The 24,159-nt window shown below is 72.6% G+C and carries 21 protein-coding genes; 7 read left to right on the top strand and 14 right to left on the bottom strand.

What is annotated here, in order from left to right:
• The first annotated feature begins 103 nt into the window (after positions 1-103).
• Complete coding sequence (locus Air01nite_RS28345) at positions 104-622, top strand: hypothetical protein (RefSeq protein ID WP_203706378.1); 519 nt, start codon at positions 104-106, stop codon at positions 620-622.
• A 197-nt stretch (positions 623-819) separates the two neighbouring features.
• Entirely contained in the window at positions 820-1,878 is a 1,059-nt protein-coding gene (locus Air01nite_RS28340; protein ID WP_203706377.1) for a 3-deoxy-7-phosphoheptulonate synthase, read from the top strand.
• Between the two features lie 8 nt (positions 1,879-1,886).
• Here Air01nite_RS28340 and Air01nite_RS28335 read toward each other — a convergent pair whose 3' ends face one another.
• Positions 1,887-2,603 (bottom strand): methyltransferase domain-containing protein, encoded by a 717-nt coding sequence (locus tag Air01nite_RS28335; protein ID WP_203706376.1) that lies wholly within the window; start codon positions 2,601-2,603, stop codon positions 1,887-1,889.
• Positions 2,604-2,612: 9 nt separating this feature from the next.
• Between Air01nite_RS28335 and Air01nite_RS28330 the strand changes: the two genes are divergently transcribed.
• Positions 2,613-3,029 carry a MerR family transcriptional regulator gene (locus Air01nite_RS28330; RefSeq protein WP_203706375.1) on the top strand — a complete coding sequence of 139 codons (417 nt, stop codon included), beginning with the start codon at positions 2,613-2,615 and terminating at the stop codon, positions 3,027-3,029.
• Here Air01nite_RS28330 and Air01nite_RS28325 read toward each other — a convergent pair.
• Entirely contained in the window at positions 2,998-3,861 is an 864-nt protein-coding gene (locus Air01nite_RS28325; protein WP_203706374.1) for an alpha/beta fold hydrolase, read from the bottom strand. The genes Air01nite_RS28330 and Air01nite_RS28325 overlap by 32 nt on opposite strands.
• A gap of 25 nt (positions 3,862-3,886) precedes the next feature.
• Here Air01nite_RS28325 and Air01nite_RS28320 point away from each other — a divergent pair, with 25 nt between their 5' ends.
• The gene (locus tag Air01nite_RS28320) at positions 3,887-4,606 is read left to right on the top strand and encodes a TetR/AcrR family transcriptional regulator (RefSeq protein ID WP_203706373.1); all 720 of its coding nucleotides are present in this window, start codon (positions 3,887-3,889) and stop codon (positions 4,604-4,606) included.
• Here Air01nite_RS28320 and Air01nite_RS28315 read toward each other — a convergent pair.
• The gene (locus tag Air01nite_RS28315; protein WP_239091025.1) at positions 4,596-5,942 is read right to left on the bottom strand and encodes an SWIM zinc finger family protein; all 1,347 of its coding nucleotides are present in this window, start codon (positions 5,940-5,942) and stop codon (positions 4,596-4,598) included. The genes Air01nite_RS28320 and Air01nite_RS28315 overlap by 11 nt on opposite strands.
• Positions 5,939-8,317: a DUF6493 family protein gene (locus tag Air01nite_RS28310; protein ID WP_203706372.1), complete on the bottom strand. Its 2,379-nt coding sequence runs from the start codon at positions 8,315-8,317 to the stop codon at positions 5,939-5,941. Before Air01nite_RS28310 ends, Air01nite_RS28315 begins: the two co-directional genes overlap by 4 nt.
• Positions 8,318-8,423: 106 nt before the next feature.
• On the opposite strand from Air01nite_RS28310, the gene Air01nite_RS28305 reads away from it, so the two are divergent.
• On the top strand, positions 8,424-10,364 hold the full coding sequence (locus tag Air01nite_RS28305; RefSeq protein WP_203706371.1) for a putative bifunctional diguanylate cyclase/phosphodiesterase: 1,941 nt from the start codon (positions 8,424-8,426) through the stop codon (positions 10,362-10,364).
• 304 nt (positions 10,365-10,668) lie between these two features.
• On the opposite strand, the gene Air01nite_RS28300 is transcribed toward Air01nite_RS28305, so the two are convergent.
• The 6 genes from Air01nite_RS28300 to Air01nite_RS28275 all read right to left on the bottom strand — a co-directional run bounded on the left by Air01nite_RS28300 (position 10,669) and on the right by Air01nite_RS28275 (position 16,361).
• Entirely contained in the window at positions 10,669-11,871 is a 1,203-nt protein-coding gene (locus tag Air01nite_RS28300; protein WP_203706370.1) for a serine hydrolase domain-containing protein, read from the bottom strand.
• A gap of 26 nt (positions 11,872-11,897) precedes the next feature.
• Complete coding sequence (locus Air01nite_RS28295) at positions 11,898-12,524, bottom strand: dihydrofolate reductase family protein (protein ID WP_203706369.1); 627 nt, start codon at positions 12,522-12,524, stop codon at positions 11,898-11,900.
• Positions 12,525-12,629: 105 nt separating this feature from the next.
• A complete protein-coding gene (locus Air01nite_RS28290) occupies positions 12,630-13,361 on the bottom strand; it encodes a VOC family protein (RefSeq protein ID WP_239091024.1) in 732 nt (243 codons plus the stop codon).
• A 41-nt stretch (positions 13,362-13,402) separates the two neighbouring features.
• Positions 13,403-14,566: an FAD-dependent monooxygenase gene (locus tag Air01nite_RS28285; protein WP_203706368.1), complete on the bottom strand. Its 1,164-nt coding sequence runs from the start codon at positions 14,564-14,566 to the stop codon at positions 13,403-13,405.
• A gap of 59 nt (positions 14,567-14,625) precedes the next feature.
• Positions 14,626-15,585 (bottom strand): anti-sigma factor RsbA family regulatory protein, encoded by a 960-nt coding sequence (locus Air01nite_RS28280; RefSeq protein WP_203706367.1) that lies wholly within the window; start codon positions 15,583-15,585, stop codon positions 14,626-14,628.
• Positions 15,582-16,361 (bottom strand): MEDS and STAS domain-containing protein, encoded by a 780-nt coding sequence (locus Air01nite_RS28275; protein ID WP_203706366.1) that lies wholly within the window; start codon positions 16,359-16,361, stop codon positions 15,582-15,584. The genes Air01nite_RS28280 and Air01nite_RS28275 overlap by 4 nt, the downstream gene beginning before the upstream one ends.
• Before the next feature lie 123 nt (positions 16,362-16,484).
• Here Air01nite_RS28275 and Air01nite_RS28270 point away from each other — a divergent pair, with 123 nt between their 5' ends.
• Both Air01nite_RS28270 and Air01nite_RS28265 read left to right on the top strand, forming a co-directional pair.
• Complete coding sequence (locus Air01nite_RS28270) at positions 16,485-18,008, top strand: alkaline phosphatase D family protein (protein ID WP_203706365.1); 1,524 nt, start codon at positions 16,485-16,487, stop codon at positions 18,006-18,008.
• A 9-nt stretch (positions 18,009-18,017) separates the two neighbouring features.
• Positions 18,018-19,229, top strand: a complete 1,212-nt coding sequence (locus Air01nite_RS28265; protein ID WP_239091023.1) for a hypothetical protein — start codon at positions 18,018-18,020, stop codon at positions 19,227-19,229.
• A gap of 298 nt (positions 19,230-19,527) precedes the next feature.
• Here the strand turns inward: Air01nite_RS28265 and Air01nite_RS28260 are convergent, their stop codons facing one another.
• The 4 genes from Air01nite_RS28260 to Air01nite_RS28245 form a co-directional block, all read right to left on the bottom strand.
• Positions 19,528-20,358 (bottom strand): alpha/beta fold hydrolase, encoded by an 831-nt coding sequence (locus Air01nite_RS28260; RefSeq protein ID WP_203706364.1) that lies wholly within the window; start codon positions 20,356-20,358, stop codon positions 19,528-19,530.
• Between the two features lie 135 nt (positions 20,359-20,493).
• Positions 20,494-21,423, bottom strand: a complete 930-nt coding sequence (locus Air01nite_RS28255; RefSeq protein WP_239091022.1) for a Dyp-type peroxidase — start codon at positions 21,421-21,423, stop codon at positions 20,494-20,496.
• Between the two features lie 30 nt (positions 21,424-21,453).
• Positions 21,454-21,765: a hypothetical protein gene (locus tag Air01nite_RS28250; protein WP_239091021.1), complete on the bottom strand. Its 312-nt coding sequence runs from the start codon at positions 21,763-21,765 to the stop codon at positions 21,454-21,456.
• 28 nt (positions 21,766-21,793) lie between these two features.
• The coding region (locus Air01nite_RS28245) for a hypothetical protein (protein WP_203706363.1) at positions 21,794-24,159 on the bottom strand (2,366 nt) is incomplete at its 5' end.

Here is a 24,159-nt window from a genome sequence, read left to right as displayed (position 1 = left end):
TGCGGGATCACGCAACCTTCGGCCAGAGCCGAAACACCTGGATCGCGAGCGTCGCGGGGTGCCAGCCTGGCCGGCACATGACCGCTACGCACGGGGGTACGAAATGCGACAGGCAAGACGCTGGCGAGCGCTGCTCGTCCTGGCCGCGCTGATGTCAGGGCTGGTGACGGTGGCGATGCCCAGCCCGGCGCACGCCGACGAGACCGAGCGGGCGGATGTCCCGGACGTCGTGCACGTGGTCGGCGGTGTGTCCAGGGCACGGATCTCGGGCTCGGAGATCACCTGGCACCTGAACGGTTACGCGCAGGTGCCGTTCCTGCTCAAGGACATGTCCACCGACGGCTACTGCGCCCGCGTCTGGATCATGGGCGCCTACGACACGTCGTACTGGACCGGCGCCTGGTCGTACAAGATGCATTCGCGGACGAGCTGCAACGGCCAGGACGAAGCGTTGGCGATCAACGTGGGGCTGGAGAACTTCTGCTTCGACGATCCGCACGGCTGCTACGACCTGGAGCCCAGATACCTGCGGATCGAGGTGGGGCGGGCCAAGAGCGCATCGACCTCCCCGCCGAAGGACCTGACCCTGGTCGGCTACTTCGGCAACCCCTTCCAGGTGTGACGTGGGCGGCGTGCTCCGGGCGGTGGGCCGGGGCGCGCCGTCTGCTAGTGTCGCTTCCGTGCAGCGCCAGTATTGGTTTACACCTCCGGCCCGGATGGGGTCGGCGGGCGTACCGCTGCGCTGACCTTCACCCCCGAGCCGGATCACTGAGCCGGCTCGGCACGCGTCCGAGGGCGGCTCGCCCATGAGAGGACGCCATGTCTATCACCGCCGCGGCGCTCGACGACGCCCGCATCGCCCGGATGAGTCCGTTGATCTCTCCCGCGCTGCTCCGCCACGAGTTCCCGGTCAACCCCGGGGTCGCCGACGTGGTCAGCCGCGGGCGGGCCGAGGTCGTCGACATCCTGGACGGGCGCGACGACCGCCTGCTGGTGATCGTCGGGCCCTGCTCGATCCACGACACGGACGCGGCCATGGAGTACGCGCAGCGGTTGGCGGCCGTCGCCGAACAGGTCTCGGGCGAGCTGCGGGTGGTGATGCGCACGTACTTCGAGAAGCCCCGCACGACCGTCGGCTGGAAGGGCCTGATCAACGACCCGGAGCTGTCCGGCGGCTTCGACGTCAACCGCGGCCTGCGGCTCGCCCGCCAACTCCTGCTCGACGTCTCCGCGCTGGGCCTGCCGGTCGGCTGCGAGTTCCTCGACCCGATCACGCCGCAGTTCATCGCCGACATCGTGAGCTGGGGTTCGATCGGCGCGCGGACCGCGGCCAGCCAGACCCACCGGCAGCTCTGCAGCGGCCTGTCGATGCCGATCGGGATCAAGAACTCGACCTCGGGCGACATCGGCGACGCGGTCGACGGGATCCGGGCCGCGGCGGCCAGCCACGTTTTCATGGGCATCAACCTGGACGGGATCGCCGCCCTGGTCACCACGACCGGCAACCCGGACTGCCACCTGATGCTGCGCGGCGGTGCGAGCGGGCCGAACTACTCCGCGGCGCATGTCTCGGACGCGCTGGGCAAGCTCGGTGCGGCCGGGCTGCCGCAGCGGCTGATGATCGACGCCAGTCACGGCAACAGCGCCAAGGACCACAATCGACAGCCCGGTGTCGTACGCGACATCGCCGCGCGCCTGGCCGCCGGTGAGCGCGGCATCGCCGGCGTGATGATGGAGAGCTTCCTGGTCGCGGGGCGGCAGGACCTGGGTGGGTCGTCGATGGTGCGCGGCCAGTCGGTGACCGACGCGTGCATCGACTGGTCGACGACCGCGACGCTGCTGGAGGAGTTGGCCGCGGCGGTCCGCGCGCGGCGCTGACGTTTTGTTCAACCCGGGGCGCGCGCCGTCGTGACCAGGATCGGCACCACGAGCAGGAGGTCGCCGGTGCGCGCCCGGGTCCGTTGGTCGTCGAGCCACGCGGTGGCGTCGCCCGCGATCCGGCCTAGGAACAGCTCGCCGAGGTTCGGGGTGGTGATCACCTCGTGGTGTGCGGTCGTACCGACGTCGGTGAAGCCTTGTGCGCGGAGCAGCTCTGGCGCCTGGCGGGCGGCGAAGCCGGCGTTCAGCTTGTCGGTGCGGGCGTGAACGACATTCCTCGTCGTCGCGGGGTCGTCGCCGGCGATGATGATCGCGTCCCAGTCGATGTCGATCACGACTGCGCGCGCGCGGCTCTTGAGGACGCGGCCGGCCTCGGCCAGGGCTGCGGCCGGGTCGGTGAGGTCGTGCAGGACCTTGTCGGAGCGGTAGCCGGCGAGCTGGCCGTCCGCGAACGGCAGCTCCAGCGCGTCGCCGACCTGGAAGCGGCAGCGGGTGTGCCGCTGCCGGGCGACCTCGACCATCGCCGGGTTGTTGTCGACCCCCGTCGCGACCGCGCCACGCTCGGCCAGTTCGGCCACCGCGCGGCCGGTGCCGCAGCCGACGTCGACCACCTCGTCGCCGGGCTTCAGCTCCAGCAGGTCGTAGCTGTGTTCGCGGAGCCGCCGCGCGTCGGGCAGCGTCTCGAACCGGTCGAGGGCGGCGAGGAAGCCGGGTGCGATCGTCATGATGGGAGCATGCGAGTTCAGGTCGACCTGAAGTCAACCATCGCGATCGGCGACCTGGCCGCCCGGTTCGGGCTGGCCACGCACGTGCTGCGGCACTGGGAGGAGATGGGCCTGCTAACGCCGGCAAGGAACTCTGCTGGGCGGCGGTCCTACGGGCCGGCCGATGTGGAACGCGTGGCCGCTGTCCTGCTGGCCAAGGACGCGGGCCTCGCGCTGGCGGACATCCGCGATCTGCTGGTCGCGGCCGGCCCGGAACGCCGGGCGGCGTTCTGGGCGCACCGGGAGGCGGTCGACGCCCAGATCCGCACCTTGGCGGCGGCGCGGGAGATGCTCGACCACGCGGCCCGCTGCCCGGCCGACGACTGGACGACGTGCCCCCACTTCCGCGCGGCCGTCAGCCGGAAAGCCGGCCTGCGCTTGACCTGACGGCTTCGGTCAGCCACGGGGTCAGCAGCGGCAAGACGACCTCCGCGCGCATGGCGCTCATGTGGTCGGCGCTCGGGAGGACCGTGACCGCCCAGCCCGCGGCTTCCAGCTCGGCGCGGTGGCGGGCGAGCGGCTCACCGATCGCGACGTGTGCGTCGTTCCACTTCGGACCATAAGTGATGTTGTCGTCGGCGCCGGCGAAGGCGAGGCGTGGGATCGTCAGCCGGGGCAGCGCCGCGCGTTCGTCGAAGCCGCGCAGGGACTCGTAGAGGGTCACGTACTGCCGCGTCTGGTCCGGTGTCCTGGTGACCTCGGCCGAGTCCCAGTCGCCGGGCTCCGCGGGTGCGAAGACCTTGCCCTGGTTGGCCACCGCCATCTCGTGCGCGGTGCGGGTGACCGAGAGCATCGCGTCGTAAGGGCCGCCGAGCGGCGGGTAGCCGCCCATCGCGAGGGCGGTGAGCCGGTCGGTGCGCAGCGCGAGCTGCAGGCCCGCGAGGGCGAGCCAGGAGTAGCCGTAGTAGGCGAAGCGGTCCGCACCGCCCGCGGCGGCGATCGCGAGCAGGTCGGCCGCGACGGCGTCCGGGGTCAGGGTGTCGGGCTTGGGGTGGTCGGCCAGGTGGCCCTCGTAGTCGGCGGTGACGACCCGGAAGCCCGCCTCGGCGAGACCGGTGGCGAGGTTGTGGCCCAGCGCCGGGTCGGCGCCCCAGGCCCGCAGCTGGTCGGCGGCCTCACCCTCGATCGGCGTCGTGTCGACGGACAGCAGAACGGCCGGTCCGGCACCGCGGACGGCCACCTCGATCGTCGTGTCGTCGTGCATGCGTGCGGCAGTCATAAAAACACTATACACTGTAAGGACTATGACCGACGACATCGATGCACACGTGCGCCGGCTCTGGCGCCATCGGGGCACCGCGCTGCCCACCCCGCGCCGAGGCCCGGCCCAGCAGCTAGACCTCGACGAGATCCTCCGGGTCGGCATCGCGCTGGCCGACGCCGACGGCCTGCCCGCGGTCTCCACCCGCGCGATCGCGGCGCGGCTGGGCAAAACCGCGATGGCCCTCTACCCGTACGTGGGCACCAAGGAGCACCTCCTGGCCCTGATGCAGGACCAGGCCAGCGCGATGCCGTCCTGGACGGACCCGGCAGGTTCCCTGGCCGAGTCCCTGTTGGCCTGGTCGGGCGCGCTGTTCGACGTCTACGTGGCCCACCCGTGGCTGACGGAACGGCCGTGGTCGGAGGCCAGCCAGGGGCCCAACGAGCAGGACTGGCTCGAGCGCCTGGCCGCGATCCTGGCGACGTGGCAGGTGCCGGACGACCGCCGGACGACGACCATCACCATGCTGTACGCGACGGTCCGCGCGACCGCGGCCACCACGGCGGCGTACCAGCGGATGTCGCAACGGGGTGTCGACGAATGGCTGGCCCGCGCCACCGCGATCCGGACCCACATCCCGGACCTGGCCGACCGCTACCCCCGCTCGACGGCCCTGACGCCACCGACACCGGACTGGCGCGACAACCCCCGCGCGGCCCTGACCGCGGCCGTGCGGCTGATCGCCGTCGCGCTCACGGCCTAGCTTTCTGCCGGGCTATCCGGACGGCGAGGGCGTGTTTGCAGGGTCCGCGGCTCGTGCCGTGTGCGCCGAACCACGCGCAGGTGCATCGGTCGCCGTCCGGCGTCGAGCGGACGACGTAGGTCGTGGGTCCGCTTCGGACGACGGCCTCCCCTGGGGCGAGGACCACGTGGCCGCCCGCCACCAGAGCCCCGGCGTCGCGGAGGCGGGGATGTCGGGCGTTCGTCGTCTCGGGGCGGTACGGCAGTTCGCGGTGGAAGTACGAGCCCGTTTCGAAGTCGAAGCCGACCCGGCCGGCGGCCGCGAGGTGGGTCAGCGCTCTTCGCACGCGGTGCTCCGCCAGGCCGGTGTCCCGCGCCAGCGCCGGGACGTCGATGGCCGGGTCGTACGCCATTCTTGCCGAGACGAGGTCGGCGTCCGTGGTGGCATCGCCGTCGGCGAGATCCTCCAGCAGCCCGCCCTCGCCGGAGAAGCCGCGACTGGCGGCGGGGCTCACTGTCACGGTGATCCGGGCCTGCGCTAGGTCGATCTGCCAGGCGCTGGCTGCTTCTCCCCCGGAGTCCTTCGCGTACACGTGCACGGCTTGCGCATGGCGCAGCAACGGGTCGAGGACCCGCAGCCGTTCCACGGCCGAGATCGGCACGGCGCCGGTGGACGGTCGGGAGGCGAGCCGCAGCCCACCGGCGGCCGGGACGGCGTAGAGCACACCGCGTTGCGGGGTGGGCGGCAGCGCCTGGAGGAAACGGCGCAGTGCGACCGCGGACGTTTCGAACCGGACGCTCATGGCGGCTGTTGCCGCCTGCACGTCGCCGAAGCCTTTGACCCACCGCTCCGGCAGCGGAACACGACGCTCGACCACCGACGTGTCCAGCGTCGTGACCCGGACCTCGTCGGTGCCGACCGCGAGGTGCACCGGGTCAGCACCGCCCACCCTCGCGAGCGCGTCACGCATCGGCGGGTTGAAGTCCACATTGGTGGTGCCGGTGTCCGCCGGCGGCCGGTCGAGGCCGTCGGGCAGCAGGTCGAGCCGGCAGTGGACGCCGCAGCAGGCCGAGAAGCCCTCGAACCGCAACAGGTGCCCGTCGCTGGTGACGACCGGGTCGGCGGCGCGCAACACCGCTGCCAGCATCCCGGGTGGCGTGTAGAAGCGGGTGCGGGCGACCCGGGCGACGGCGAGAAGGGCGGTCGCGACCACGTCGGCGCGTTCGACGAAGCCGTCGAAGAAGTACGGATGCGACGCGGGGCCGCCAGAGGTCGCGAGCCGAACCGACGAGCGCCCGGATTCGGCCGTGATGGTCGATTCCCGAAGATAGCTGTACGCATAGTCGCCGTCGTTCACGGCTGCCCGCTTCCGTGCGCCGCCTCGGCCAGGACGAGCCGGGCGAGACGAGCCGCCTTGGAGCCGCCGGTGACGGTGCGCAGCCAGGTCAGCATTGGGTCGCCGACGGCGCCTCGCCCCAGCCGGACGGCCTCCTCGTGCCGGGTCTCGAGGAGGGCGTGCAGCCCGGGATGGTTCGCGGCGAGCCGGGGCAGCAGGTGGTCCAACACCTCGACGACCGCCGCGGAGGCCGCCGGGCCGGTCCGCGCCGCGTCGCGCAGGGTCGCGGCCCAGCGGGTGGCGGTGCAGTGCCCGGCCAGGTGCGCCATCGCGCCCGCGAGGTCCTCCGCCGTGATGCGCCCCGCGGGCACGAGGCGGGCACACGCCTCCGCGGCCAGCACCCGGTGGCGCACCTCGGCAGCCGACAGCCCGGCCGCCAGGGTCGTCGCCGCCATCGGGCCCAGCCGGCCCGGATGCGTCACGAGCGTGTCGAGGATCGCCGACGTTCCGTACGTGACGTCCGGGTGCGGCGACGATGCCGTCAGGACCTCCGCGGCGCGTACCGCGAAGAATGGTTCCGCGTCGTGTGGCCAGATCGCGGCATGCCACGGGATCCAGTCGGCGTCCAGGCCAGGCCAGACGCTCGACGGGCCGACGACCGTCGGCTGGTCGGCCCGTTCACGAGCGCCGGCCGGATCCACCTCCAGGACGGAGTCGTACGCGGTTTTTCCCAGGCGCAGCCGGTACTCGGCTGCTCGGCCCTGGCCTGCCCGGTCCAAACCGGCGGCGACCAGATGCGGGTCGTCGGTCAACGGCTTGCGGGACCGCGCGGCCGCGACCCACCACGCCGCGGTCGTTGTCTCGGCGGGCGCGCCCCCGAGGGCGTAACGGGCGACCGCGCCCGGCTCGCCCGGCAACGTGCCGGCCGACCGCAGCGCTTCGGCGTGACCGTCGGGTGCGAGCCGCAACAGCGCGGCCACCAGGTCGAACATCCGCGGCTCCGGGTTGGCGGCGAGCCGGTCGGCGAAGACCGACGGGTCCAGCCAACCGCGGGAGTCGGTCGGTGTGGCCAGCAACGGTGCGGCGGGCCGCCGGGCGGCCACCTCGCCGAGCCGGCGGGCGAGGAACGTGCCCGGTCCCGTGCTCGCCCGTTTCGGTCCACCCACGATGAGGGCGGCGATGTGCCGCCGCAACGATCGGTCCCAGCGCGTGTCGGCGAGCACCCGGGCCGCCTGTTTCCGCAGGGCGTCGAGCCCGGCGTGGTCGCCGACCGCGAGGGCCGCGAGGAAGCGCTCCACGTCCAGGGCGTCGAGGTGACCGGCGAGCAGCCGCGCGCCCAACTCGGCCACCGTCGCGTCCGCCGCCACTGTCGGCGTCGGCTCTTCGGGGTCTTCGGCCAGCGGGCGTGCCATGGGCACACCGAGCCAGTCCGACGCGGTGCGGTGCACGCTGGGCTCCAACTCGTCGAGCCGCGCCGCGACGATGTCTCGCGCGCCCGACGACCGCAAGACCGCCAGCGCTCGGGACTGGACGTCCCGGTGCGCGTGTCCGAGCCCGGCACCCACCGCCTCCGCGACCGCCGGTGCGAGGTCGGGCCGGCGGGTCGCCACTGCCGCGGCAAGGCTTATCGCGCTGACGGCGGTCGACTTCGCCGGGGCGACGACCGCCGCGGCGGCCTCCGCCGTGTATCCGTCGTCGTCGAGCGCACCCGCCTTCGCGACGAACGCGAGTTGTGCGACGGCGAACGACACCGTCGTGGGCACCGCCGACCGCAGCAGGTGGAGCAACAACGGCTGATGCGCGACGCGCTCGGCCGTCGACGGGTCGAGGCTCCGGTACAACTGCGCGAACCAGCCCGCCCGGTAGGCGCTGAAGTCCCGGCCCAGAGCCTGGAGACAACTCCGGAGCACCCGGTCGCGAGCCAGGGTGCCGTCGGCGACGAGCACCTGGAAGGTCTGTGCCCACGTGGCGTCGTGCTCGCTGAACTTGTCCACATTGGCCAGACTGACCTCGCCGCCGCCCTCGACCTCGAACACCCGCCACACCAGCTCGCGCAGCTCGGGGTCGCGTCGCAGCGCCTCGGTGCGCACCGCACCGTCCCACCGGTCACCCAGGCACGACACCATCGCGAGGACGTACGTGTCGTCGTGGTCGAGCTTGGCCAGGCCCAGCCTTTCCAGCATCCGCACGGCACCGAACAATGCGTTCATCGGCCAGCCTGCCGCGACGCGCGTCACCCCCTCGGCGACCGCCCGCCCCAGCCATTCCGGCGGCTCGACCGCGGGCGGCTCGCTGACCTCGCCCAACTCGTAGAAGCTGCGCAGCAGCGAGACCGGATGACGGTCCTCGGCGGGCAGGGCGCGCAGCTCGGTCAGCAGGCGATCGACGGGCGTCACGGCCAGAGTCTGCCATGGATGGGTATCCCGTCCCCGGCCGGATTTTGGTGATCACGCGGGGTCGGAGACGTACCGTTGAGCAGCTACCCGACGACGTTGGGAGGCGGTGGACGTGCTGCAGGACGGGTTCTGGATCCTCGCCGCCGTCGCGGTCCTGGCCGACGTGCGGCCCATCGCGGGCTGGGATCGGCGGCACAAGGGCAGCACCGTCTTCCTCTCGATTTGCTTCTGTTTCGGGATCCTGCTCGTTTGGGGGCTTGGTCCCGCCCTGGTCGTGCAGGCGATCGCCAACCTGCTCGGCTGCCTGCGGGCCCGCCTGTCGCGCCGCGAAACGGCGCTCGTTTTGGTGCGCAACACCGGCGGGCTGGCCGCGGCCGATGCCGTGCTGTGGGCCACCGGCGTCGGGACCCTGCGGCGCCCTGAGGGCTTCGACGGCTCGACCGCTGGGGCGGTGGTGCTCGCGATCGGCGCCGCGCTGTTGGTCAGCTACGGCATCCTGCTGCTGGCGGACCGGCTCGCCACGGGTCGACCGTGGCGCACCACCTTCACCAGGGGTCTCGGCCTCAACATACTGGCCAGCGCTTCACTGTTCCTGGTCAGCACCGTGGTGGTCGCCGAACCGCGCGGCTGGGCGTTCGCCGTCCTCCTGCTGCCGGTCGTGGGGATGGTCGAACTGGCGTACCTCCTCGAGCGCCAGACCCGCGCGCTGCGCCGGGACACGTTGACCCGCGTGCTGAGCCGACGCGGCCTGGAGGACGTGGTCACCCGCCTGTTGGGTCGCGACGAGGCCAAGTCCGATCCGACCGAGTTCGCCTTTCTGCTGTTCCAGGGCAGCCGCCTGCGGGACGTCCGGGAGTCGTACGGCCGGCGGGTCGGCGACCAGCTCGTCATCGAGGTCGCCAGACGGTTGCAAGCCGCGGTGGGCACCGACGACGCGGTCGGCCGCGTCGAGGGCAACGAGTTCGGCATCGTCCTCCCGGGCCGGCACGACGCGGACACCGCGGTCCGGGTCGCCCGGGAGACGGTCGCGTCGTTGGGCCGCCCGGCGGTCGTGGCGGGCGTGCCGTTCGACATCCGGGGCACCGTCGGCGTCGCCCTCGCGCCCGAGCACGGCGACGACCTCACCACCCTGCTGCGGCACGCGGACGCCGCGGCCAGCACGGCGGCCGGCGCCGGCCGCCCGGCCGAGGTCTTCGCTCCGATGCCGGTCAGCGACCGGGCGAGCCGGCTGGCAATCCTGCGCGACCTGAACGCGGCGCTGGACAACCGCCCCGAGGGCGGCACGATCACCTTCGCCTACCAACCCCAGGTCGACGTGGCCACCGGCGACCTGGCGAGCGTCGAGGCCCTGCTGCGCTGGCGGCATCCACAGCGAGGCGCGGTCGACACCGGCACGATCGTGGAGGTCGCCGAACCGACGGCGCTGATGGGCCGCATCACCCAACGCGCGGTCGAGGAGGTCACCGCACAGCTCCGGCGATGGAACGAGGAAGGCCGGCCCATCGCGGCAGCGGTCAACATCAGCGTGCGCGACCTGTCCGGAGACGCCTTCGTCGAACATCTCCTGCGGACGGTCGGCGCCGCTGGGCTCGCCCGCGGCCAGCTCACGGTGGAGGTCACCGAAGGTGAGCTGATCTCCGAGGGCGAGCAGGTCGACCGTGCGGTCGCCCGCATCACCGACGCCGGCATAGGCCTCGCCGTGGACGACTTCGGCTCGGGCTTCTCGTCCCTGCAGCACCTGCGCCGCCTGCCACTCACCGAGCTGAAGGTCGACAAGAGCCTGGTCAGCCAGGTCGCCGACCGACGCGTCGACCGCGCGCTGCTCCGGTCCGTGATCGAGATGGCGGAGACGCTGGAGATGCGCGTGGTCGCCGAGGGGGTCGAGGACGCGCGGGTCCACCAGGTGCTCGCCGACCTGGGCTGCCCGGTCGGCCAAGGCTGGTACTACGGACGGCCGGGCTCGGCAGCCGACATCAGCGCCCGCCTGGACGCCGAGCACATCCGACACGCCGCCCCCATCCCCCGAACGCCCGGCCACCACCACTGACCGACATCAGCCCCGCACGGCCAGAACGGGCCGGATCACGGTAACCAGACGCGCCACGTCCGCCCGCCGCAGGCTGTCGGGCCCGGTCGGCCAGGGTTGGCTTTGCTGAAGGCCGGACCTCGGCAGCCGACATCGGCACCCGGCCTCGACGCCGAGCACATCCGCCATGCCGCCCCGTCCCACGAACGCCCGGCCGCCACCGGTGACCGACATCAACCCGCCACGGTCAGAACGGGCTGGAGCTCGGCGACCGGTGGGCCGGCCGTCGCCGATCGAGGGCGTCGGCGGCAGTCTCCTGCGAGGCTCACGCCGCTGCGGGCAGGGCGTGGAACTCCGCGAGCAGGGGCTGGGTCCAGGCGCCGATCTCCACCTGGGTCAGTAGGACGCCGACGGTGCCGTCCGGGTCGACGAAGAAGTTGGTGCCCAGGCCGCCCGACCAGCCGCAGCGGCCCACGTGCTCGCCCGCCGTGTCGACGCCGAGGCCGAAGCCCCAGCCCGTGCTGTCCCAGAAGCCCGGGAAGAAGCTGTCGGGTGTCTTGGCCGCGGCCGGCACCTGGTCGGTCGTCATCAGGCGGAGGTGCTCCTCCGACAGGATCCGGCGCCCCTCGAAGCGGCCGCCGTCGGCCAGCATCCGGGCGAAGCGGGTGTAGTCGCCGGCCGTCGAGACGAGCTCCGCGTGGCTCACGTCGAACGGTGGTCGCCCGGCGAAGGAGCCGCCCGCGGCCGGCTCGATCTCGACCAGACCCGCGTCGGTTTGTCGGTAGGCGGCCACCAGCCGGTCGACGCTGCCCGGCGGGACCCACAGCCCGGTGTCGTGCAGACCCAAAGGAACGAGCAGGTCGTCGGTCAGGTGATCGTGCAGCGGCCGGCCGACCACCCGGGCGATCAGGATGCCCAGGATGCCGAAGGAGTGGTGGTAGCGCCACTCTTCGCCCGGCTCGAAAGCCAACGGCAGCGCCGCCAGCCGGGCGAGCCAATCGTCGGAAGCGAGCGTCCGGGGCTCGACGTCGACGGCGATCTCGGCGTCGGCCATCGCCCGCTGCAGCGGGGACTCGGCCACGATCATGCCGTAGCCGGACGTGCAGCTCAGCAGGTGCCGCGGCGTGATCGCCCGAACGGCGGGTGACGTGTCGCCCAGGTCGGCGGTCGGGCTCTTCAGCACCCGCCGGTCCGCCAACTCGGGCAACCACCGCTCCACCGGCTCGTCGAGCCCCAGGCTGCCGGCCGCCACCAGGCGCAGGGCCGCGACCGCGGTGACCGCCTTGGTCATCGACCGCACCCGCATGATCGCGTCGGCGCGCATTGGCGCGCCGCCGACCGACACGCGCCCGACGGCGACGATCTCGGGCTCCGCCGCGCCGAGGGCCGTGCCGACGCCGTTGCCCGGGAGAGCGCCGGGGCCCGCGCCTAGGCCGGTACCAAGGCTCGCGCCGAGGCTCGCGACGACGCCCGGGACCGCGCCACCCGCGACGTGCCGCTCCAGCAGGTCACGCAGCGCGCTGGTCATCCCTCCAGCTCCCATCGTCGGCCGGCTCACGCGGTCGGGTCGGCCGAGGCCGTCTCGTAGCGTGGGCGGCCCGTGGGCCGGAAGCTCTGGATCGTGACCCCCTTGGGTGTGGTCCGCGACTCGATCAGGTCGAGCGCCACGTCCGGCCCGGCGTCGGCGAACAACCGCGTGCCCTGGCCGAGCACCACGGGGCAGACGAGCAGGGTGATCTCGTCGACCAGCCCGTGGTCGAGCAGCCAACGGACCAGGTTGCCGCTGCCGTGCACCTGCAGCTCACCCGTGCCCTCGGCCTTCAGGTCGCCGATCGCGGCCGCGAGGTCACCGGAGAGGACCGTCGTGTCGGACCACCGCGGCGCGGTGAGCGTGGTCGACGCGACGTATTTCGGCCGCGTGTTCAACGCCGTCCAGATCGGGTTGTCGCCCGGGTCGGCCCAGGTCCCCCAGGACGCGGCGAAGATGTCATACGTGTGCCGGCCGAACAGGAACGCCTCGGCGCTCCGGTAGACCTCGTTGAGGTAGCTCCCTCCCTCGGCGTCGAACATCGGCGCGACCCATCCGCCGCGCTCGAACCCGCCCCGGCGGTCCTCGTCGGCCCCGCCGAGGCCCTGCATCACTCCGTCGACGGTGACCATGGTGACGGTCCTGAGCTTCATGATCGTGGTCCTTCGCTGGCTCGTCCGGCTGGCGCCCGAATGGGCGACCCTTCACCCCTCCCACGAACGCGCGCGGCCCGATCCGACAACCCGCACCGGATTTCTCTATGAAGAGATCGTCAGACAGAAGGGCTTGCCCGCCGGGTCGGTGAAGACGCGGAAGGTGTCTGACCCCGCGGGCAGGCGGGTGGCGCCCGCGGCGACCGCCGCCCGCTCGCCGGCGTCGAGGTCGTCGACCATGAGGTCGAGGTGGATCTGCTGCGGGAAGGCCGGATCCGGCCACTGCGGGGCCACATAGTCGGCCACCTGCTGGAACGTCACCGGCTGGGCGCCGTAGTCGCCGAGCATGGCCATGCCGTCGGCCTCGTAGGTGATCGGCTTGCCGAGCAGCTCCGCGTAGAAGCGGCTCAGGGTCTTGACGTCCGGGCAGTCGAGCATCACGCCCATCACCGTGGTGTTGGGGTCGTCCGCCTTCAGGCACAGGTCGAAGGGGTGGCCGGCCAGGTCGGCGACCGTCAGCCACGTCTCGTTGCGGCGCAGCAGTGTGCCGCCCAGCGACGTGGCGTGGGTCAGGGCCGCCTCAAGGTCGGGAACCCGCAGGTCGAGGTGGGCTTGCTGCGGGCGCGACTGGCCCGGCCACTCTGGCGGCTGGTGGTCCGGCGCCGACTGCAGGGCGATCCGCCAGCCGTCGGGGGTCTCCAGCGTGACCCACTCCTCGTCGGCCCACACCTCTTTCCAACCCGCCAGCGCCTGGTAGAACCGCGACAGGCCGGCGATGTCGGCCGCGTCCAGGACCACCGTCTTGAGCTTTCCGATCATCATCGTCTCCCTCTTCATGGCTGCCCACGAATCGTGCCCGAGGGGTACGACAGAAAACCTCAGCCGCCCGCGATCGTGTCGGCCACCCGGCGCAGGCCGGCCTCGGTGCGCAGGGACGCCGCGAACAGCGACCGGGCCGCGTCCACCTCCGGACCCGGCGCGAGCAGGGCCGACTGCTCCGCCGACGACGCGAGCACCCGCTCCGCGAACGGCCGCCGTGCCGCGTCGTAACCCGACACGTCACCGCGCCGAAGCCGGGCGGCGAGGTCGACCGCGTCCAGCAGACCCAGGTTGAGCAGCGGCCCACCGAACCCGGCGACCACATGCGCCGCGTCCCCGGCGAGCAGCACCCGACCGGCCGCGTAGGACGACGCCACCCGGTTCTGCCGGGCGGTCGACCGCCGCAGCACGTACGGACCGCCGGCCGCCGGCGGCGCGCCGAACGCGACCTCGACCCCCAGCACCCGCCGCAGGCTCGACCGCAGCTCACCCACCCGCATCGGCACCGTCTCGTCCACCGAGCCGCCCCACTCCAGGGTGGTCAACAGGTGCGGCCCGCTGCCGAACCGCGCGAACGAGAACACCCCGTGCGGGGTCCGGTGGAACAGATACGGCCGGTACGGGCCGCCGGGCCCCCGCAGCCGGCCGGTGAACCGCGTCAGCGCACGCCGCGGCAGCACGACATGCGCGCTCCGGCTGACCACGCCGTCGTCCGACACACCGGGAAACCCGATCCCGGCCGCCTTCCGGACGAGCGAATGCGCGCCGTCGCAACCGACGAGATACGCGCACCGCAGCGAGTACGCACCCGACGGCCCCTCGACCGAAACCGTCACACCGGAAGCGTCCGGTGCGATCCCGGAAACCGTGTGCCCCCGCCGCACGGGCACCCCCGCCGACGCCGCCAGCACCGCTTCGAGCCGCCGCTGCGGCACCGGCAACACGTACACCGGGTTGTCCGGCAACCGCCGCAGGTCGAGCGGGAATCCCCCGTACATGAACCGCGGCGCCGGCCGCGGAACACGACCCCGCCCGCCCAACGGGGCGTACGACCCCCGCGAATGCAGCAGCGGCACCGCACACCCGACGATCCCGTTGGCCTTGGGCTCCAGGCTCGGCGCCGGCAACGCCTCCAACACCACGGGCTGGACGCCGAGCCGGGCCAGCTCGAACGCGACCATCAACCCGACCGGCCCGGCACCGACGACAACGACGTCAACCATGGCGTCAACCGTAGTTGACACCGGCCAGAACCGTCAACCCAAGTTGACAGTACAGTGGCTCAGTTCGGGTTGCCCGCCGTCAACCGCAGCGTGAAGCCCGACTCGTCGCGCGAGAACGTCACGTAGTTGCACGACTGATGGGTGATCCACAGCCCCAGCCCACCGGTCGTCGAGTCCCGCGACGGCAGCAGCCCCGCGTAGGGATCGCTCGGCCCCGGCCCGCCGTCGGTCACCGACACCACGATCCGGTCGGACCCGGCCCAGTAGCGCACCCGCACCGGCGGACGACCGTGCCGCAGCGCGTTGGTCACCACCTCGCTGACCGCGATCACCAGCTCCTCGGTGTCGTCGCCGGGCAACCCGGGATCGACGAGCCGCACCGCGTGCCGCGCCCCGGCCGCCGTCGGGTCGACCAGCGTGATCAGCGGCGGCCCGGCCTCCAACGGGTCGACGGCGACCGGCGGCCACGCGGTCAGGAACGACGACGGTTGGGCGAACGTCGCACTCGGCTCGTGCCGCCCGTCCGCATGCAGCGACCGCGGGTGCGTACGCAGGACGTCGGAAATCACCGCCGACGGCGCGACCCGGGTGTCGTAGGCGCACAGACTCCACAGGGGAAACTCGTCGAACGCGTGGTTGATCGCCGACTCGTAGCGGGCCCACCAGTGCCACGTGGCCCCCAGCGACGGCCGTGGTATCTCACCCACGATGCGGATCTGCCCGGCACCGTCGGCGACATGCCCCGCGAGCAGCTCGCGATAGGCCCGGATGGCCCCCGCCGGCCGGGCGTACACGCTGCCACCGGTCAGGAAGGTCACCGCGGCCGCGGCCGCGAAAGGCAGGGCGCGCCGCACCAGATCCGCCTTCTCCGGCCCCAGGGCGACGACCGTCGGCTCCTTGGAGTCGACCCCGCCGACCAGGAACGGCAGCGCGACGGCGAGCAACTCGTCGTCGCTGTCGTAGCAGACCGCCTCGTGGAAGTAGCCGACGTGGCCGGCCGCGGCGCCGGTGCGGGTCATCGCGCCTCCACCCGCAGCCCGGGCACGCGCAACAGCTCGACCAGTCGCGCGGCCGCCGGCAAGGGCGTGCGCAGGACCGCCGTGGCGCCCCGCCCCCGCGCGTACGAGGCGAGCTGCATCAGCGACCGATGGTCGACGAAGTCGAGGCCGCGGGCGTCGACGACCAGCTCGCCGTCGACCACCGTCGGCGCCACCCGGTCGAGCAACCGGGCCAGCGCCGCCATGCCGGTGACGTCGAGCTCTCCGGAGATCGCCAGGTCACCCGAGCCGGCCACGGCATGCAGCCGGAACGACACCCCCGGCAGGTTGTGCACGGCGTGCAGGCTGGCCAGGTCGCTCAGCGCGGCCGGGTCGACCCGGCGCCGGTCGTAGGCGCACATCCCCGACAGCGGATGCCGGGCCATCAACCGGTCGACCTGGTGCTCGTAAGCCGCGAAGGCCGCGATCTGCGCCGCGGACCGGACCAACGGGGTCACCTCGCCCACCACCCGCAGCCCGGTGTGACCGGCTGCCAGCGCGTCCGCGAGCGCCGCGGCCCAGTAGGAAACGGTCGCGGCCGGGTCGACCACCCCGTAGACGTCGGACACCGGCTCGGCCGGCACCCCTTCGACGTCGGGCAGGCCGTCGCCGACCAACCGGACCGCCGCCCCGGAGGCGCGACCCTCGGCGAGGAAGTCGCGGGCCTGCCCGAGGAACTCGTCCCGATCGGCGTAGGCCCAGCACAGGTGGCGCCCGGTCGCGGTAGGCCGGGCGGCCGGTGCGTCGGCCGTGCGCATCCCGACAGCGTACGCCGTGCGCCCGCGCGGCACCGATTGCACAGGTGGCGGTCACCTCATGGCCAGCCGGCAGGACCCTCGGAGATCATCTTCCATTCATCTAACGCCGTCAATGTGCTGGCCATGACGAGGCTCAGCCGACGCATCTTCGTCCTCGGTGGACTGGCCACTGTGGGCACGACGATCGTCCCCCTGTCCGGCGCCCTCGCGGCGCTCCCGTACCCCTTCAAGCTCGGCGTCGCCAGCGGCGAACCCGCCGCCGACAGCGTGGTCCTGTGGACCCGCCTGGCGCCCACCCCGCTCAACGCCGACGGCCAGGGCGGCATGGCCAACGCCGACGTGACCGTCGACTGGCAAGTGTCCACGACGGACACCTTCGCCACGCTGGTCGCACAGGGTACGGTCACCGCCCGTTACGCCGACGCCCACTCCGTGCACGTGGTCGCCGGCGGCCTCGCGCCGGACGCCGACTACTACTACCGGTTCCGCGCGCAGGGCCACCTCTCCCCGGTCGGCCGCACCCGCACCGCGCCCGCGACCAGCACGTTCGGCCGCGACTTCACGATGGCGTTCGCGTCCTGCGCGCACTACGAGAGCGGCTACTACACCGCGTACCGGCGGATGGCCGAGGACCGGCCCGACCTCGTGCTGCACCTCGGCGACTACATCTACGAGGGCGGCGCGGGCAGCGGTGTCCGCCAGCACGTCGGCGCCGAGATCGTCAGCCTCGCCGACTACCGGCGCCGCTACGCGCTCTACAAGTCGGACCCGGACCTGCAGGCCGCCCACCAGGCCGCGCCGTGGCTGGTCGTGCCCGACGACCACGAGGTGGAGAACAACTACGCCGGCACCGTCCGGGAGAACAACACGCCGGCGCTGACCGCCGCACAGTGGACCGCCCGGCGCAGCGCCGCCTACAAGGCCTACTACGAGAACATGCCGCTGCGCCCGAGCTCGGCGAACAACGGCAACAGCATCCAGCTCTACCGCCGCGTCCGCTGGGGTCAGCTCGCCACGTTCCACATGCTCGACACCCGGCAGTTCCGCGACGACCAGGCGTGCGGCGACGGCAGCAAGGTCTGCGCCGACGCCGACCTGGCCAGCCGCAGCATCACCGGCGCCGCGCAGGAGGCGTGGCTGCTCGACGGCCTCGGCCAGAAGCTGGGCACCTGGGACGTGATCGGCCAGCAGGTGTTCTTCGCCCGCCAGTTCACCTCGACCGGCGCGGCCAGCATGGACGCCTGGGACGGCTACCGGGCGTCCCGGTCGCGGATCCAGGCCGGCTGGCAGCAGCGCGGCGTCCGCAACCCCGTCGTGCTCACCGGTGACGTGCACCGCGCGTGGGCCAACGACCTCAAGGCGGACTACGCCAACCCCAACTCGGCGACGATCGGCACCGAGCTGGTCTGCACGTCGATCACCTCGGGCGGCAACGGCAGCGGCACGACCACGGTCCCGAACGTGGGCACGAACCCGCACCTGCGCTTCCACCAGGACCGCCGGGGCTACACCCGGACCACGATCTCGCGTACGCAGATCCGGGCCGACTTCCGTGCCGTCGCCACCGTCACCGAGCACGGCGCCCCCGTCACCACCACCCGCTCGTTCGCCATCCTCGACGGCCGCCCAGGCCTCCAGGCCCTCTAGGAGCTGACGTTGCTTCTGCCCATCCTGGCGGCGCTGCTCGCCGTGCCCGCCGGCGTCACCGTCTCCACCGCCAACAGCGTCGCCACCGGCGACCAGGACACCGCCGCGGTCGCCACCAACCGGAACGGCGACGTCGCCGTGGTCTGGGAGGACGACCGCGCCGAGTCGAACCCCGGTGACAACACCAACTCCGAGATCTACGTGCGGCTGTTCCGCAACGGCACGTCCGCGTACGAGAAGAAGCTTTCCGCCGGTGGCACCGCGGGCGTGCCGTGGAAGCACGTCAACCCGGACGTCGGCCTCGACGACAAGGGCAACGCGGTGGTCGTCTGGAACGACGAGCCCGACGGCAACGGCGTGTTCAACGTCGTCTACCGGGTGATCTCACCGGCCGGCACGATCCTCGGCCAGGGTCGGGTGAACGCGGACACGGCCGGCCAGCAGCTCACCCCGAAGGTGGCGGTCGACCCGGACGGCACGCCGAGCAGCCCGTCGGCGGTCGCGTTCTCGGTGGTCTGGGAGGACGTCCAGGGCAGCCTCACGACGATCAGGGCGGCCGGCTACACCAACGTCGCGACCAAGGCGTACGAGGTCGTGGCCAGCCAGTCGACCGGGGCGCACCACCGGCCCGACATCGCGGTGTCGGCGTCCGGCGACGCGACGATCGTGTGGGACGAGGACAGCGACGGCAACGGCTTTTACCAGATCGGCCTGGTCCGGCTGGCCAAGGCGAACGGCGCGGTCACGCTGTCCCGGCGGGCGGCCAACCTCAACGGCGGCGGCCAGCAGGTGCGGCCGGCGGTCGCGGCCAACTTCACCGGCGACTTCGTGGTGGCATGGCAGTCCGACCACACGGCTACGCCCGGCATCTGGGAGCGGTCGTTCACCGCGGCCGGCGACCCGCGGCACGGCGACGTCGAGGTGACCAACGCCGCCGGCGCGGCGGCACCGGCGGTGGGCATCGACGACCAGGCGAACGCGGTGGTCGGGTGGACCGCCGCGGGTGTCGACGTCTGGGCCCGCGGCTTCAACCGGGACGGGACGACCGCGGGCCGGCTGCCGGCGCAGACCTACAGCGGCACCACGACCGGGCGGCAGGACCAACTCGGCCTCGCGGTCTCAGCGTGGGGCGAGATCGCGGTCTGCTACACGGACGACAACGACGGGAACCAGTACGACCAGGTGCTGCTCGCGTTAGGCGGGAGCAACTCGACCTGGTGAGGTGACGCACCACGCGGCAGGGGTGCCTGGACCCGTGCGGTCCAGGCACCCCCTGTCGCGTCAGAAGAGGATGCCGCCGATGCCGGTCAGGAGACCGCCGACGATGTTGACCACGCCACCGAGTGCGCCACCAATCAGGCCAAGCAGAGACATTGCGAAACCCCGTTCGTTCGATGGTGTTACCGGGTAGCGCGCGCGCCGCAGCCCTTCGTCCGGTGACTGACTGCATTCGTACCGTAACAGTGCGCAACCGCCGTATGCCCGATCTTCACATCCGACGCACAGGTTTCTTTTGTGTCTATTCGTTCATGAATTCCTTGATCGCCGCGTTGCACTCCTGCGCGTGTGTCCACGGGATGCTGTGCGGGGCGCCCTCGATCGGCACCAGCTTGAGGTCCTTGACCAGCGGCGGCAGCCGCTTGCCGGTGGACGCGAAGGGCAGCACCTGGTCGGCCGTGCCCTGCACGACCAGCATCGGCACGTCGATCTTGCCGACGTCCTCGCGGAAGTCGGTCAACCACGAGTCGACGCACTCGTACGTGCCGATCGGCGACGCGGTGATCCCGACGTTCCAGTGCGCGTTCCAGGCCTCCTGGGACAGCCGGTTGCCCATGGTGTCCTTGACGTTGAAGAACAGGTCGAAGAACTGTTTGATCCAGACCAGCCGGTCCTTGGCGCACAACTCCTTGATGCCGTCGAAGACCGACCCGTCGACACCCTCGGGGTTGTCGTCGGTCTTGAGCAGCATCGGCGCCAGCGGGCTGAGCAGCACACCCTTCTGGACCCGGTCCGAGCCGTACTGGCCCAGGTAGCGGGTGATCTCGCCGGTGCCCATGGAGTGGCCGATCAGCACCGCGTCCTTCAGGTCCAGCGTCTCCATCAGAATGTTGAAGTCCGAGGTGAACGTGTCGTAGTCGTAGCCGCCGCCCGGCTGCGACGACTTGCCGAACCCGCGGCGGTCGTAGGTGATGATGCGGTGCCGGCCCCGCAGCGGCCAGTAGATCTTCTCCCAGGACTGCCCGCTCAGCGGGTAGCCGTGGATGAGCACGACCGGCGTGCCCTCGCCATGGTCCTCGTAGTAGAGCTGGATCGGCTCGGTGTTCTCCTGACCCACGGTCACGTACGGCATCGCGGACCCCCGTCCTCTCGGAAGCGACGGATCAACGCTGCCGAGGAGGGACCTGAGCCCGCATCACCCGAATACGTGAGGCCTCAAAGCCTCACTGGTTCTGCGCCGACCGTCGGTCCAGGCGCCTCGGCCAGCTCAGTCACCCAGCGTGTCCAGCATCGTCAGCGACGGCACGAAGAAGAGGCTGCCGGTCACGGCGCGGGAGAAGTCGAGGATGCGGTCGTAGTTGCCCGTCGGGTTGCCGATGAACATGTTGCGCAGCATCTGCTCGATCACGGTAGGGCTGGCCGCGTACCCGATGAAATAGGTGCCGAACTCCCCCGCCGCCGGGCTCCCGAACGGCATGTTGTCCCGCATGATCTTGATTTCGTTGCCCTCGTCGTCCTTGATCGTGGTGAGGATCCGGTGCGCCGACGACGGCGTGACCTCGTCGGGCAGCTCCACGTTGGACAGCTTGTCGCGGCCGATCACCCGGTTCTGCGCCTCGACCGGCAGCTTGTTCCAGGCGTCGAGGTCGTGCAGATATTTCTGGACCACGAGATAGCTGCCGCCGGCGAAGTCGGGGTCGTCGGCGCCGATCAGCGCCGCCTCGGCCGACGCGTCGCCGGTCGGGTTCTCGGTGCCGTCGACGAAGCCGAGCAGGTCGCGGAAGTCGAAGAACCGGAAGCCCTGGGTCTCGTCGACGGCGACGGCCGCTCCGTCGAGCCGGGTCAGGATCTGGGTGGCCAGCTCGAAGCACAGGTCCGGCCGGCCGGCCCGGATGTGGAACACCACGTCGCCCGGCGTCGACGGCGCCTCGTGCCGCTCGCCCTTGATGGCCGGCAGGCGGTGCAGCCGGGCCGGTCGCGGCGTGTCGAAGATGCGGCCCCAGGCGTCCGCGCCGAAACCGACCACACAGGACAGCTGCGCGTCGAGGTCGCGGAAGCCGACGGAGCGGACGAGACCCGACAGGTCGCCGCACAGGTCGCGGGTGCGGGAGGCGGCGTCGTCGCCGTCGTGGATGGTCACCACGAGGACGAGCGCGGCCCGGCTGAGCGGCGCGAGCACCGCCTGCGGCTCGATCATGGCGCCACGGTACCGCTCCTGAGGAAGGAATCAGTCGACGGCGCGGTCCAACTCGGTCCAGCTCACATTGAGGACCACGAGGGCGCCGTCGCCGGTGCCGGTGACGTGGTCGATCTGCTCGCCGCTGACGTACACGTCGTTCTCGAACTGCTCACCGCCGTCGACGAGCAGGTAGCCGGTGGCCATGTAGAGCTCGGCCGGCCCCGCGGGCAGCTCGGGCCGCACCTCGGTGTCCGGCTGTTGCACGGCGCCGACGGCCCCGATGGGCACGCCGGTCGCGTCGCGTACTTCCATGCCCGGGGAGACCTCGGCGATGGCGGGCGTGTCGTCAGCGGTTCGCATGCGATCGGGATTCCCCGAACAAGGCAGATCAAAACCGGTCATCGTGTACGGAGGCCAGCGCGCTCTCCAACTGCCCGCGCAGCGCCGGCTCGTCGTCGGGCACCGACGCCAGCGCCGCGGCGAGCACCTGTGCGGCCTCGCCGGACCGGCCCGCCCGGCGCAGCAGGTCGCCGTGCAGCAGGCCGGCGAACCCGACCTGGGCGCCGGCGCCGAGCGACCGGAAGCCGTCGCCGGCCCGGGCGGCCCGGGCGATCGCCTCGTCGGCGCGGTCGGACCGCTGCGTGCGGTCGAGCAGCCGAGCCGCGTCGTAGTCGAGCATCGACCGTTCCCAGACCGCGTGCGGCTCGTCGGGCAGCAGCACCGCGGCCGCGTCGGCCTCGGCCAACGCCGCCAGCGCCGCCTCCGGCTGCCCGGCCCAGAGCAACGAGGTGGCGTGCCGGCGCGCGGCCCGCAGCCCGTCGATGGGCCGGCCGGCGGCGGACCACGCGGCCGCCGCCTCGGCGAACCGGGTGGCCGCGGTCGCGTCCCGGTCGAGCCGGTCGAGCGTCTCGGCCAGCCGCTCGGTGGCCCGGGCCAGCGCCTCGGGTTCGTCGCGGCCGGCGATCGCGTCGATCATCGCCGACAGCTGTGCGATCACCGACTCGTGCTCGGCCAGCTCCTCGTAGACCGCCACCAGCAGGTCACGGACGGCCAGCGCCTGCTCGTCGGCCGCCGCCTCGAACGCCGCCAGCGCCTCCTCGGCCACCTCGGCCGCGTCCAGCGCGCGGCCGGCGTTCAGGTAGGCGATGGCGAGCTCGTACCGCGTCTGCGGCACGGCGTCCCGGTCGCCGCCGGCGGTCAGCGCGGCGATCTCCTCGACCAGCGGGGCGATGGCCTCCGCGGCGCGCGCCGAGTTGGCCAGCAGGCCGGCCCGCTGCCGCCCGACCAGCCGGCGCATGGCGGCGCCGCAGGGCACCTCGACGCCCTCGTCGAACGCGGCCAGCGCCTCGTCGAAGCGCCCGAGCTGGCGGAGCGTGACGCCGTGCAGCAGGCAGGCGTGTGCCAGCTCGTCGGGTGGGCCGGCGGGACGGAACTGCTCTCGGCTGGCGGCGGCCGCCGCTTCGGCCTCGGCGACCTCGCCGAGCCGGCCGAGCGTCTGTGCCCGCAGCGCGAGGATCTGGCCGCGCACCGACGGGTCGCCGGCCGCGTCGGCATGCTGCTCCGCGGTCCGGCCGGTGGCCACGGACTCGGGCAGCAGGCCCCCGGCCGCCTCCGCGTACGCCAGCCGCAGGTAGGCCCGGGCCAGCCGGTCGGGGCCGGCGTGCGCGACCAGGTGTGCGGTGGACTCCTCGATCAGCGCGCGGCCCGCGTCGACCCGGCCCTGCCGGAGCAGGCCCATCCCGAGCCGGCCACGCACCACCTGCCGGCGCACCTCGTCGCCCGCGGCCGCGTAGAGCCGGTCGGCGAGCTGCCAGGCCGCCTCGGCCCCGGCGTGGTCCTCGTCGTCCGCCGCCCGGCTGCCGGCGCCGTCGGCCCGGCGGGCGCGTTGCAGGTCGGTCAGCTCCGCGGCGCCGTAGCGGTCGTCGAACGCGGCCCACGCCGCGAACGCCGCCTCCTCGCGGCGCTCCCGGAACGCGGCGTCGGCGAGGTCGAGCAGCTCGTCGGGGCCGTCGGTGGCCGGCACCGGGTCCGCCGGCACCGGACGGCCGGCCACCGGCTCGGTGACCGGGCGGGCCGGCGCGAACCGGGATCCGGCGGCGGCCAGCCGGACGCCGTCGCCGATGGGTGCCGCGGTGAGCGTTTCCCGGACCAGCCGCGACTGGTGGTCGGTGCCGTTGCGGGCGTCGAACCGGGCCGCCAGGTCGAGCGCCCGGGCCGTCAGCTCCTCCGCCACCGCGCCGACCGGGCGGCCGGCCACGGTCAACCCCGGCCGGCCGGCGAGCCGGCCCAGCACCAGGGCGGCCGAGGCGGCGAAGGTCATCGTCGCGAACGGGGTCGGCGAGCGGTCGAGCCAGTCGAGATGCCGCTCGACGATCTCCAGGCCCAGCACGTCGTTGCCGGTCAGCGCGCAGAACGTGACGTGCTGCGCGATGTCGCCGAGGTCGGCCAGGTGGGTGCGGTGCAGCCGGTACGACCGGCGGTGCGCGTCGCGGGCCGCATCCGCCCGGCCGGTGCGCAGGTACGGCAGCAGCAGTGTCGTGTAGATCGCCTGCGGCTGCTCCGTGCAGGAGAGCCGGCCCGCGAGCACCGGCTCGGCGAGCGCGATCGCCTCCTCGTCGCGACCGCTGGCCGCCAGCCAGAGCGCCTTGCCGGTGGGGTCGCAACCGACGCAGTCGGAGAGGTCGTCGCGCGGCGCGGTGTTCCAGCGGTCGAACCACCGCTCGGCGGCGTCCAGGTCGCCGACGTGCCGGGCCA

The sequence above is a fragment of the Asanoa iriomotensis genome (genome assembly GCF_016862515.1).
In the GTDB taxonomy this organism is placed as follows: Bacteria; Actinomycetota; Actinomycetes; order Mycobacteriales; family Micromonosporaceae; genus Asanoa; species Asanoa iriomotensis.
Note: the sequence above shows the minus strand (reverse complement) of the source record. Positions and strands in the feature narration are given on the sequence as shown.